This is a genomic window from Clostridium sp. C2-6-12, from assembly GCF_009928485.1.
Taxonomy (GTDB): domain Bacteria; phylum Bacillota; class Clostridia; order Clostridiales; family Clostridiaceae; genus Clostridium.
Genome location: NZ_JAABNP010000026.1, coordinates 81,114 through 92,769, shown reverse-complemented (window position 1 = coordinate 92,769; position 11,656 = coordinate 81,114). Strand labels below are relative to the sequence as shown.

At 29.5% G+C, this 11,656-nt stretch carries 12 protein-coding genes; 3 read left to right on the top strand and 9 right to left on the bottom strand.

Going from position 1 to position 11,656, the window contains the following annotated elements; translation table 11 throughout:
• The first annotated feature begins 169 nt into the window (after window positions 1-169).
• Genes GXK56_RS19450 through GXK56_RS19440 form a run of 3 tightly spaced genes read left to right on the top strand, consistent with a single transcriptional unit; the run spans window position 170 to window position 2,443 of the window.
• Window positions 170-466: a hypothetical protein gene (locus GXK56_RS19450; RefSeq protein WP_160690467.1), complete on the top strand. Its 297-nt coding sequence runs from the start codon at window positions 170-172 to the stop codon at window positions 464-466.
• Window positions 467-492: 26 nt separating this feature from the next.
• Window positions 493-2,079 (top strand): ammonium transporter, encoded by a 1,587-nt coding sequence (locus tag GXK56_RS19445; protein WP_160690465.1) that lies wholly within the window; start codon window positions 493-495, stop codon window positions 2,077-2,079.
• A 25-nt stretch (window positions 2,080-2,104) separates the two neighbouring features.
• The gene (locus tag GXK56_RS19440; RefSeq protein ID WP_160690463.1) at window positions 2,105-2,443 is read left to right on the top strand and encodes a P-II family nitrogen regulator; all 339 of its coding nucleotides are present in this window, start codon (window positions 2,105-2,107) and stop codon (window positions 2,441-2,443) included.
• A gap of 161 nt (window positions 2,444-2,604) precedes the next feature.
• Here the strand turns inward: GXK56_RS19440 and GXK56_RS19435 are convergent, their stop codons facing one another.
• The 9 genes from GXK56_RS19435 to GXK56_RS19395 form a co-directional block, all read right to left on the bottom strand.
• A complete protein-coding gene (locus GXK56_RS19435) occupies window positions 2,605-3,204 on the bottom strand; it encodes a nitroreductase family protein (protein ID WP_160690461.1) in 600 nt (199 codons plus the stop codon).
• A 40-nt stretch (window positions 3,205-3,244) separates the two neighbouring features.
• Complete coding sequence (locus GXK56_RS19430) at window positions 3,245-3,580, bottom strand: rubredoxin-like domain-containing protein (RefSeq protein WP_160690459.1); 336 nt, start codon at window positions 3,578-3,580, stop codon at window positions 3,245-3,247.
• Window positions 3,581-3,846: 266 nt separating this feature from the next.
• Window positions 3,847-5,316, bottom strand: a complete 1,470-nt coding sequence (locus GXK56_RS19425; protein WP_160690457.1) for a protein adenylyltransferase SelO — start codon at window positions 5,314-5,316, stop codon at window positions 3,847-3,849.
• Between the two features lie 168 nt (window positions 5,317-5,484).
• On the bottom strand, window positions 5,485-5,808 hold the full coding sequence (locus GXK56_RS19420) for an SCP2 sterol-binding domain-containing protein (RefSeq protein WP_160690455.1): 324 nt from the start codon (window positions 5,806-5,808) through the stop codon (window positions 5,485-5,487).
• A 235-nt stretch (window positions 5,809-6,043) separates the two neighbouring features.
• Complete coding sequence (locus GXK56_RS19415; protein WP_160690453.1) at window positions 6,044-6,217, bottom strand: hypothetical protein; 174 nt, start codon at window positions 6,215-6,217, stop codon at window positions 6,044-6,046.
• A 183-nt stretch (window positions 6,218-6,400) separates the two neighbouring features.
• Window positions 6,401-8,269 (bottom strand): ATP-binding protein, encoded by a 1,869-nt coding sequence (locus tag GXK56_RS19410; protein WP_160690451.1) that lies wholly within the window; start codon window positions 8,267-8,269, stop codon window positions 6,401-6,403.
• A 118-nt stretch (window positions 8,270-8,387) separates the two neighbouring features.
• Complete coding sequence (locus GXK56_RS19405; protein ID WP_160690449.1) at window positions 8,388-8,522, bottom strand: cyclic lactone autoinducer peptide; 135 nt, start codon at window positions 8,520-8,522, stop codon at window positions 8,388-8,390.
• Window positions 8,512-9,183 carry an accessory gene regulator B family protein gene (locus GXK56_RS19400; RefSeq protein ID WP_160690448.1) on the bottom strand — a complete coding sequence of 224 codons (672 nt, stop codon included), beginning with the start codon at window positions 9,181-9,183 and terminating at the stop codon, window positions 8,512-8,514. The genes GXK56_RS19405 and GXK56_RS19400 overlap by 11 nt, the downstream gene beginning before the upstream one ends.
• 743 nt (window positions 9,184-9,926) lie before the next feature.
• On the bottom strand, window positions 9,927-11,390 hold the full coding sequence (locus GXK56_RS19395; RefSeq protein ID WP_160690446.1) for an amino acid permease: 1,464 nt from the start codon (window positions 11,388-11,390) through the stop codon (window positions 9,927-9,929).
• Window positions 11,391-11,656: the final 266 nt, after the last annotated feature.

Sequence of the window (11,656 nt, the reverse complement as noted above, 5' to 3'; positions counted from 1 at the left end):
TTATTTTTTCACACAAAAAGAGCCGTGCACTAATTATTTAGTGCGACAGCCCCTTTGTTTTATACAGGGAGTCCCCCTAGACAATGGAGTCAAAGTTTCGCCTGCTTTGACTCCTTTTTTATTTACTTGAATATTAAATTTTTATTTCTAAAGAAAGGAGGAATTATTAGTGAAAAAACAAAATCCTATTACGGAAATTACAAAATCAAAATTAATATCTATTAATATTCTTTTCATAACTACCCTCATAATTATTTTTTTAGGTATATTTTTTAGCATTTTCAGTCTAGTAAACAACATCCATTTTCAAGTATTAAATTCATCAATGTCTGGAGCAATACTTGGACTTTTAGTTTTATATTTAGGTATAAAGTACTATTTATCTGTCACAAAACTTAAAGGCGAATTATTTAAAACTTCAGTTAAATTTTCATGGAATAATTTTAAAAGAGAAAATTTTAAGTAGAGCTTATCTTAAAGGAGGAAATAATTATGAAAACTTCAACTAAATTAGGTGCAATTATAATATTTTTAGGTGTATTAGCTTTAATGCTAGCACTAGCCCTTTCACCGTCTAGCGGTTCTGACCCTACTGGTGCTTCTTATATTGCTGCAACTGGCAATGAAACTTTAGCAGATGTAACAGCCATAGCAAATAAAGGATATTATGGATCAAATTATGTATGGATTATGATAACTGGATTTATGGTCTTTTTCTTTCAATGTGGCTTTGCGATGGTTGAAACAGGTTTTTGCCGCGGAAAGAATGCAGCTCACACAATGACAATGAACTTTATGGTATTCCTAGTTGGAGCTATTGGATATTTCTTAACAGGTTTTGCAATTCAATTTGGGGGCTCTGGCGGTGCTGCCGGCCTTGGGTCTGGTGGTGCTGCCCTTAACTCAATGCTTTCAATTCCTGGCCTCGGAGGTATTATGGGCTACAATGGCTTTATGCTATCTGGCACTGGTGTTTACGATCCAGGAATATATGCTCTATTTTTCTTTCAAATGGTTTTTATGGATACTACCGTTACAATTCCAACTGGTGCTTTAGCTGAAAGAGTTAAATATTCCGCTGTCGTTATCATTTCATTTTTCATCTCTATGTTCTTATATCCTTTCTTTGGAAACTGGGTATGGGGCGGTGGCTGGTTATCTACTTTAGGTAAGAACTTCGGTCTCGGTCATGGGGTTGTTGATTTTGCTGGCTCTGCTGTTGTTCATTCAATGGGAGGCATGATTGCTTTATCAAGTGCAATTATTATAGGACCTAGAATTGGTAAGTTCAAAAAAGATGGAACTGCAAGACCTTTCCCTGGACATGATATTCCAATGGCTATTGTAGGTACTATTATCTTATTCTTCTGTTGGTTCTCTTTTAATGCCGGCTCAACTTTAAATGCTTCTGATTTTAGGCTGTCTGTAGTTGCCACAAATACCATGATTGCTGGAGCCATAGGTGGACTAGTCGCAATGTTTTATATGTGGATTAAATATGGTAAGCCTGATCCATCTATGACAGCTAATGGTGCTCTTGCAGGTCTTGTTGCAATTACAGCTCCTTGTGCCTTTGTAAATGCTCCTTCTGCTTTCTTTATTGGTGGGATTGCGGGAGTACTCGTATGCGTATCTGTAGCCTTTGTTGAAAATAAATTAAAGCTTGATGATCCTGTTGGTGCCATTTCCGTTCACTGTGTTAATGGACTTTGGGGAGTTCTTGCCTTAGGATTGTTCGCAGATGGTTCTTATGGAGATGGCTTAAACGGCGTTGCTGGAGGAGTTACAGGATTATTGTTCGGCGATTCTTCTCAATTAATAGCACAATTGATTGCTATAGCAGTTTTATTTATTTGGGGTTTTGGAGTCTCTTATGTTTTTATAAAACTTATTGATAAAGTATGGGGAATAAGAGTTTCACCTGAAGCTGAATTAAATGGTGTTGATATTCCTGAAATGGGAGTTACTGCATACCCTGATTTACAATTAACAAAATCTCTTGAACTTGATTACGAATCTCCTGGTAATGTTGAGGTAAAACAAATATTGAAATTTAAAAAACAAGCAACAACTATGTAATTTAGATAAAAAGGAGGTTATTGGTATGAAAAAATTAGAAATAGTTATTAAAAGCGAAAAATTAGAAGACTTAAAAAAAATTCTAACTGACTGTAATGCTAATGGTGTTATGATTTCAAATATTATGGGTTATGGTAATCAAAAAGGCTTTAAAACAATTTATAGAGGTACAGAATATAATGTAAATCTGTTACCTAAAGTAAAAGTTGAAACAGTTGTACCAACACATATTGCAGAACTAATAATTGATAAAGTTTTAAAAGAAATTAGTACTGGGAACTATGGTGATGGTAAAATATTTATTTATGATGCTGAAGATGTTGTAAGAATTCGTACAGGTGAGCGTGGAAATGAAGCCTTATAATAAAATCATTTTGCATTATTGTGTATTTTATCTCATTGTAAGTTACCCTAAGAAACAGCAATGTAAGATTTAAATTCATTTAATTTTTGCAAACTTCCATCCAATGAAATATGAGCTGACACAAAACTAACAATTCTAGTTTTGTGCCAGCTCATAAATTTTTATTTAAATACTTTTATACGATCTTCTAAAGGATTAAATTGCTTTTCATCTGGTTCCTTTGTTGGCTTTCCAAATGGCATTTGAGCGATGAGCTTCCAATTGCTTGGAATATTCCATTCCTTTTTCACATCAGCTTCAATGACTTCATTATAATGCTGTAATGATACACCAAACCCTTCAATTTCCAATCCAGTCCAAACTACAAATTGATGCATTCCGCTTGCTTGCTGTGACCAAACTGGAAAATTATCTTTATAAAGTGGAAATTGGTTTTGAAGAGATTCAATTATGCTCAAATCTTCAAAAAATAAAACAGTTCCATAACCATTTTTAAAAGAATTTATTTTTTCCTCTGTAGAACTAAACTGTTCTGAAGGAACTATTTTTCTTAATGCTTCCTTAGCAATATCCCATAATTTATCATGTTGTTTTTCTAATAACAAAATAACTCTTGCACTTTGAGAATTAAAAGCTGAAGGAGTATATTTCACAGCATTATTAATAATTTCTTTAATTTTATCATCTGAAACTACTGCTTCTTTACTTATATTATAAAAAGTGCGTCTGTCAGATACTGCACTAAAAAAATCTTTTCCCATATGTTTCCTCCTCTCAATTAATTAAATTATATATTTTTTCTTACCATTTTCCTAAATTCATATGTCCAGCTAATTCAGCTTTACATCTTTGTTTAATGATCCAAGCTTCATCTTTTGCTTGTTTAAAAGCTGCTACACATTTTGGATCTAAATCATCTTTAATTCCTTCTTCACTTAAAGCTGCAATTTTACTAGCCAAAGCAATAATTTCCATGTGAATACTATTTGTTTTATCTGAACGATATATTTTTTCTGTTGCTTCACTGCTTAATTCTTCGAATTTATCTGCTCCAACACCACATTTATGACATTTTTCTGGAGCTGTATCTCCTTCATAGACATACCCACAAACACTACATTTAAATAACTTCTTCATAATTATTCCTCTCCTTTTTTAATTAAATATTGTATTTAAAACCCTTATTTATAAATTACTATTAACATTTTTTTCTTATAAAACCATAATAATAAAAAAATGTTTTATTTATACCTATAATATAATACTAGTTTTCAAAATAGTCAATATTTTTTATCAATTAATAATATTTATTATCATTTGAATTTTCAGATAATTTAAATTGATACTTTTCTTTAATTAAAAATATGCGTCGATAATATTAAAAATACTCTATTTTTTATAAATCAAGTTCCACAAAAAGTTCTATAACCACAAGAGGTATTTTGAGGGACCATTGTATATTCCTCCTGTTCTTTTGAATATTCAAATGGATTAGAAAGAGCTTTTATGAGTTTATTCATTACCTCATAATCTCCTTTATCTTGAGCCGCTTGTAACGCTTCTTCAACCCTATGATTACGTGGAATTACTGATGGATTTGTACTTTTCATCAAAACATACGAATCTTCTTGTGATTGCTCTTGCCTTCCTAATCTTTCTTGCCATAATCTGTGCCATTCTTTAAACTCATTAGTATCAAACATTGGTATTTTAGAAAACTCACTAATAGTTAATGCTCGAAAGGTATTAGTAAAATCTGCTTGGTTTTTATACATAATGCTTAATAGATCTTTAATAAGTAAATTATCTTTCTCCTCTTCATTAAATATTCCAAGCTTTCCTCTCATTCCGTTTATCCATCTATCTTCATAAACCTTAGTAAATTCCTCTAAGCTATCTTCAGCTATTATAATTGCTTTTTCCCTATTTTCATGAAGCAATGGTAATAATGTTTCTGCAAATCTTGCAAGATTCCATGCTCCAATATAAGGTTGATTAACATATGCATATCTACCTTCTCTGTCAATAGAACTGAATACAGTTGCTGGATCATATGTATCCATAAAAGCACAAGGACCATAGTCTATGGTTTCTCCACTAATAGCAACATTATCTGTATTCATAACGCCATGTATAAATCCAATCAACTGCCATTGGGCAATCAAAGAAGCCTGCCTTTTAATTACTTCTTTAAGCAAGGTTATATATGGATTTTCACTCTTTTCAATATCTGCAAAGTGTCGTTTTAGCGTATAATCAGCTAAAGTTTTCAAATTTTCAAATTCTCCCCACTTTGCAGCATATTGAAATGTTCCCACCCTAATATGACTTGCAGCTATCCTAGTTAAAACTGCCCCTGGTAATAATTTTTCTCTAACTACTGTATCTCCAGTAGTTACTACTGCTAAACTTCGTGTTGTAGGAATACCCAATCCATGCATAGCTTCACTGATAATATATTCACGAAGCATTGGTCCTAAGGCTGCCAAACCATCACCTCCTCTAGAATAAGGAGTTCTTCCTGACCCTTTAAGCTGAACATCAAATCTTTCACCCTTAGGTGTGATTTGCTCTCCAAGAAGTAATGCTCGACCATCTCCGAGCTTATTAAAATATCCAAATTGATGTCCTGCATATGCTTGAGCTATAGGCATGGCACCCTCAGGCACCTTATTTCCTGCAAATACAGCTACTTGATCTTCACTTTCCAGTAAATCAGATCTTAGTCCAAGTGATGTTGCTAGAGGCCGATTTAAAATTATTAATTTGGGTGCTGATACTTTTGTTGCATCTTGTCTTTTAAAAAATATTTCAGGTAGTTTACAATAACTATTATCAAAATTCCATCCTAGTTCTACTTTTATTTCATCCATTGCTTTTCCCTCCTTTTTCTATTAACTTTTTCTTGTAATATATATTTTATATTATAATCATTTTTAGTATCTGTTTATATGGAATTAATATTACATATTGTGAGGGAAAATATTAAAGTCCATTAGATTCTTTATCTTTTTAATAAAAATCTAACGGACTTAAAAATTTTATTTTGCCATAATTTTTTGTATCTCACGTGCTTTTTCTAAATCCCCTTCTATTTTCAGCTTTCCACTTGAAAATGCTGAAGTTAGATTTAGTTTTCCTTGTGCTAATTGTGTAAAGACATTTGCTGTTGCCATGAACATAGCATCTCTGTCATGATAATCATATGGTTCTACACTAAGTACTCCATCTTTTATTGTTGCATAAAAGATACCTTCGCCGTCACCAAGTATGTTGAATTGAAATGCCAAGTCACCTTTAATTTTACTAACATTCGCTTTCATTAAAATTTTCTTTAACTTTTTGAAATTTTCTTCGTAAGTCATTGTTTTGCTGCTTTAAATTCTTCTAAAGCAGCTCCCTCCCCTCATTTTTATTTTTATAACCACAATTACCCTTGTAAATACATTTATTCTTTTACAATATATGTATTTATAAATCCATTTTAGCACATACATATTTTCAAATCAAATTATCCATCAAAATGTAAAAGTGCCTCAACTATTAACTACCATTTAGCCTTGAAGCACTTCTATTATACTATATTATATCTTGTATATTTTATTCTATATTGATGTTTGCAACATCATATGAAGAAGCTAATTGATTACCTATCATCATTCTATTGATATCATAATACCATAAAGAATGAGTATCTGACCCTACAGTAATTTTAATATTGTTTTTCTTTAATTTATTAAATATTTCAATCACTTGAGAGTTGTTATTATTCATGATTATATAATCAAAATGTCCATATCCTCTATTTACATTTATTTCCCAAAACAATTCATTTTTTTTAATTAGTTTAATTACATTGCTCTTACCATAAATTTTAATTAAACTAAAAATATATGTATGAGCTAATCCCTTGTTACAAGTAATTTTGCTGGAGTATTTATTAATTGCTGTTAATCACTAATCCTTTATTGAATAAATATCTGAAAATTCTATTTCTATTTTTTCTACTTTTGTCTTATAGAGTGCTTTATCTTGTGTATTTTCATTTTCAGCCAATATAACTGGTAGTTCTATTGAAAATTTGCTACCCATGCCTTCTTCGCTTGAAACACTTATTTTTCCTCCATGCATTTTAATAAAAGATTTTACGAGATAGAGCCCTATTCCAGTTCCTTCGCATTTTCTAGAAAGAGTGCTATTCACTTGTCCGAAGCGCTCAAATATAACCTTAAGCTTATCCTCTGGAATTCCTTCACCTTCATCTTTAACTTCAATAACAACACTTGAGGTTTTATCTATTATATTTACATATATATGTCCATATGAATGACTATATTTAACAGCATTAGATATTAAATTTAACATTACTCTTTCTATCATATCATGATCAAACGCCATTAATTTTTCCTCAATGTCTGTATCAAAAATAAGCTGTATGTCTTTACTTTCCACATAAACTGCTATAGATTGGACTATATCTTCAATAACGCTTACAATGTTACCATTCTTTTTATTGATTTTAATAAATCCGGAGTCTAATTTTGTTATATCTAAAAGATTATTTATTAATCTGATCATTCTTAAACAATTTTGTTTCATTGTTTTTAAATACGATTTGCATTTAACGGAATTCTCTGATGTATAATCGTATAAATATATATTTATAGTTTGAATTGCTGCATAAATTACATTAACAGGTGTTTTAAGTTCATGAGACATATTAGTAAAAAAATTAGTTATAAGATTATTAAATTCCCTAGTTTCATTAAGTAATATTAATTTTTTTTCTACATCTTCCTGCAAGGATGCTACCTGCTTTTTAGAAGTTATATCATGCAAAAAAGTCATTATTGAAGGTTCTCCTTTATATGTAAAAAAGGATGATGTATTAATTACTGGAATAAATTCACCACTACACTTTAGTATATTTTCCTCTTCCACAATCTTTAACTTCATACTGCTAACAATATCTAAATATTTCTCTTGAATTTTTGATTTAAGATTTATTCCATAATGATTATAGAAATTATTCCTATATAGGCTTTCTAAATTATCATAACCTAATAATTTTGCTGTACTTTCGTTTGCATATATAATCTTTCCATTTCTGTGTACAATAATTGCACTTAAAGAGTTTTCGAATAACATATCATAACAAATCTTGTTATTTAGCAATAAGGCTTCCATTTCTTTTCTCTGTTCATCTTTTTCTTCTAATTCATTACTTAACATATTAAGAGTAGCATCTTTTCTTTTATTATTTTTAAATTCCATATCAATATAATATCCAAGTATCCATGCAACAAAAATAAATATTCCTACTAAAATTAAATCTTTTTGAAAGTATATATTAATTCCATCTTCAAGCGGAGCATATAGCAAATCTACAAAAAGTATATTAATTGATGAAAAAAGTGATGTTATGATTCCATAACGTGAACCATATTGAATAGCTGAATATAATATTAATAATAAAAATAAATATTTGTATTCATTTTCATGAATTGTAGATAAATATATTGGTAAAGAAATAATTGATATAAAAAAAATATTTTCAAAGAGCCAAGATACTTTGAATATATTTGAGGATTGCGATATTTTACGATTTATTATTAACCAAGTTATATAACATAGCCCCGTAATACACAAAAAAAATGCTGTGGTATATAAATTAAATTGACCATTATTTTCTATTTTTAAATCAGTCCAATACTTTGGTAAATTAATATATATAATTATGCTAATAAATGCTATTATTCCAATTTTTATAATTGACAACATCATAGATAAATTGTTTTCATTTTTATTTTTAATATTATTTATCATAAATAAGCCTCCAAAACATTCCACTAAAAATGCATAAATTTGGAAGCAAAAATTATTAATTAAAAATGCAAATAATTTTTACTTCCAAATAATTTGTTTTGTATAATTATTTTACGTTCTATTTTCTCAAGCATTTTGGTTCTTCAGGCTGGTATGATGCCCATGAACAAGCCGAAGCTGAAACAGAAAGTGCCATTTTTGTACAAAGATTTGCTGCAACTGCAATAACTGATTTTTTAATACTATTTCCCATATTCTTTCACTCCTTCAATTATATATTTTAAAACAAAGTCAACTTTGTTTACTAAGCTTATTCCACCTTTAGTAAGGGTAATTGCTTGCCAAAGCATACCAAGACAAATACTTTCTATTAATTTTATGTAATATAAGCCTGAATATCTTTGACTCAATATAAATAAGATTAAAATTATGCCTGTAAAAAATAAAATTGCAGTAATAGATTTCTTTTTAAATTGCTTTTTCACTTCAATATTAGTAATGGGTTTTTTAATACTATCTACTGGAGCATTTTTTACAACTACTGTAAAAGCAAATATTATACAAGTTACACTTGTCCACATTATTGTAAACAAACTTAACTTGTATAAAATATAATCAATAGAAATTCCAGCTATACATGCTATACTTGTACCTATTATAATACAGCGACTAGGCGAAGAAGCATGTACACCACCTGAATATTTTCTTAAAATACCAGTTGTAACTGAAAATAATAAAGCTTCAAAAGGTACACCTAAAAGCAAACTAAAAATTATAACCCATAAAATAGCAAATATGATTTGCAATAAATTTATTGCTCCATATATAATTATTTGTTCTTTGTCCTCATCAGCATTTAAAAATGATTTAGCCTTACTTCCCATTTTAACAGCTATTTTTTCAGTTATAGACATTATTTATTTCTTCCCTTCGCTTTGAAACATAGTTAAATATTATAATAAATACCAATAAAATAATTAAAGATGGTATACCTAGTAAACATTTCATAAAAGGATTTGAAAATTCGCTACTTGTATTAATATTTAATAAATTTAATAAAATCATATTTAAAAACTCACCTAAAGAAAGTATAGAATATACAAATAGAGTACTATATATAGATTTAATTATAGGTATTCCTGTAATAGCCATAATACTTATAGTTAAAATTATATTTATTATCATATGTACACCAAAATATATAGGAAGCAGTCTTACAAAAAAAATAAATATTGATAATATTGCGCACAAAAATATACTTTTCCATATCTTAAAAGACCTTCTTGATATTACATGAATACCCCAAATATAAATAAATGTTTCTGGTAAAACTCTAAAGAAAAATTCTACCCAACTTAGTTCTAATATAACCTTTTCCTCCTTTATATAATATGTAAATTAAACAGTTTACTTGTTTAATTGTATTATATTATAAGTTTTAAACTTTCTATATAATATACTATTCTTCAATAATTTTCAAATTCCTTCTTTTTTATACCCAAAATAGTAATTTTTTATAAATTATAGTTCATTCATATTATAGAGAGAAAAAATAAGTCTAATTTTAATTATCCTTAAATATATTGACAAATTAAAACTGAGATTCTCAATATGTTAGAAAACCTCAGCTGATTTTACCAAAATATTATTTTTATAATTATCTTTTATTACAACTACAATCTTTTTTGTTATTTTTATTTTTAGTACTATGAGTTAATTCATCTGAAAATTCCGTTGCTAATTTAGATTGATCTACTTTTCTATTTATTACTATATTTCTATTTTTATTTTTTTCAGGATTATTAAAAACTTTCATAACTAGATATACTCCAGAAAATATAATTATCATTATACATCCAATTATAAGACCTGAGGATTGACCTGAGATAAGTGGCATGCTAAAAATAATCACTATCATACTTATAAGGCCAATCCAAGACATATATGGATATCCAGGCATTTGACAATTTCCATCTGGAGGACATCCATTTCTTTTGCGAAAACGAATATGTGTAGCCATAATTACTGCATAGGTAAAAAGAAGTGAAAATCCACTAGCACTTATTAAGAACAAATAGATTCTAGGAAATAATAGTCCAAACCCTAAACCTAAAAGCATTGAAATTCCCGAAAATAATATAGCCTTATGAGGGACATCTTTTTTATCTTTAAGCCAGCTTGGAGCATGACCTTCATCTGCTAAGGATCTTAACATTCTTGCAATTCCAAACATGGAAGCAAGTGATGCGGAAAGTATTGCCGTAACGAGTACTATATTTATAATACTTCCTACCCACGTAACTCCCCATCTGTCAAGAGCAGCTACCATAGGACTCATATTTTCATTAAGTTCAGCTGTAGGAATTAGCGGAAGCAGAGCTATAATTGAAAGTATATAAAGTCCAACAAGACTTATAACTGTGTAATTAATTGCTTTTGGAATTGTTTCTGTTGGATTATCAGCTTCTGAAGCTGCCAGACCAATTATCTCAAAACCAGCATAAGCAAAAACAACTATAAGCATGCTTCCAGCAATACCGCCTATTCCTCCTGGTATCAAAGGTTCAGTTATTAATTCTCCGGCTCCTACAGCCCCTCTTCCTGGAATTATTCCTGTTATAAGTAGTAAAGCTATTATTATAAACGAAATAATGGCCAGTAGTTTTATTGCAGCAAGCCCACCCGTAAGCTTACTTAATTTATCTGCGCCTAGCAAATTAAGAAGTGTTACTCCAATTATAATGCTACTTCCACCTATTGCTATTGATATAGTTGGAAACCATTGGTGTAATAAAATTGATACAGCAGTAGCCTCACTAGACATTGAAAGTACCATTCCAACCCAATAAACCCAACCAACAACAAATCCAGTACCTTCTCCAAAGGTTTGAGATGCAAAAGTCATAAAAGATCCCGAATCCGGATTTGCTACAGTCATTTCAGATAGAGCATAAAGTATAAAATATACTATAAATCCTCCTAATATATAAGATATTAAAATAGCAGGTCCAGCAGCATTAATCGCTACTGCTGACCCCAAAAAAAATGATCCCCCAATTACGCTTCCTAAAGCCATAAGGGTAAGCTGCCATGCAGATAAACCTCTGTTTTTTGTTTTCATATTATTCTCCTCCATATTTATCACAAACATTTATTATTGTATTTTAAGACGCTTTAAATAACTTCTTCAATATTATTCCTCAAAACTGAAAATTCCATTCTTTAATTTTTGAAATTTTAATTAAAACAAATTAAAGAAATTTTCTTACTACGAAAGATTTTCATATAGTAAATTACTTAAAAGTGAAGCATAATATAAATATAGATACGGTAAGTTAACATTTTAAATAAAGGGTTAATTATTAAGATATGCAACAATATACTATA

Bases quoted from the DNA above. Each gene is read 5' to 3' on its own strand.
- GXK56_RS19445 (WP_160690465.1), top strand. From the start codon at position 493: ATGAAAACTTCAACTAAATTAGGTGCAATTATAATATTTTTAGGTGTA.
- GXK56_RS19440 (WP_160690463.1), top strand. From the start codon at position 2,105: ATGAAAAAATTAGAAATAGTTATTAAAAGCGAAAAATTAGAAGACTTA.
- GXK56_RS19435 (WP_160690461.1), bottom strand. From the start codon at position 3,204: ATGGGAAAAGATTTTTTTAGTGCAGTATCTGACAGACGCACTTTTTAT.
- GXK56_RS19430 (WP_160690459.1), bottom strand. From the start codon at position 3,580: ATGAAGAAGTTATTTAAATGTAGTGTTTGTGGGTATGTCTATGAAGGA.
- GXK56_RS19425 (WP_160690457.1), bottom strand. From the start codon at position 5,316: ATGGATGAAATAAAAGTAGAACTAGGATGGAATTTTGATAATAGTTAT.
- GXK56_RS19420 (WP_160690455.1), bottom strand. From the start codon at position 5,808: ATGACTTACGAAGAAAATTTCAAAAAGTTAAAGAAAATTTTAATGAAA.
- GXK56_RS19415 (WP_160690453.1), bottom strand. From the start codon at position 6,217: ATGAATAATAACAACTCTCAAGTGATTGAAATATTTAATAAATTAAAG.
- GXK56_RS19410 (WP_160690451.1), bottom strand. From the start codon at position 8,269: ATGATAAATAATATTAAAAATAAAAATGAAAACAATTTATCTATGATG.
- GXK56_RS19405 (WP_160690449.1), bottom strand. From the start codon at position 8,522: ATGGGAAATAGTATTAAAAAATCAGTTATTGCAGTTGCAGCAAATCTT.
- GXK56_RS19400 (WP_160690448.1), bottom strand. From the start codon at position 9,183: ATGTCTATAACTGAAAAAATAGCTGTTAAAATGGGAAGTAAGGCTAAA.
- GXK56_RS19395 (WP_160690446.1), bottom strand. From the start codon at position 11,390: ATGAAAACAAAAAACAGAGGTTTATCTGCATGGCAGCTTACCCTTATG.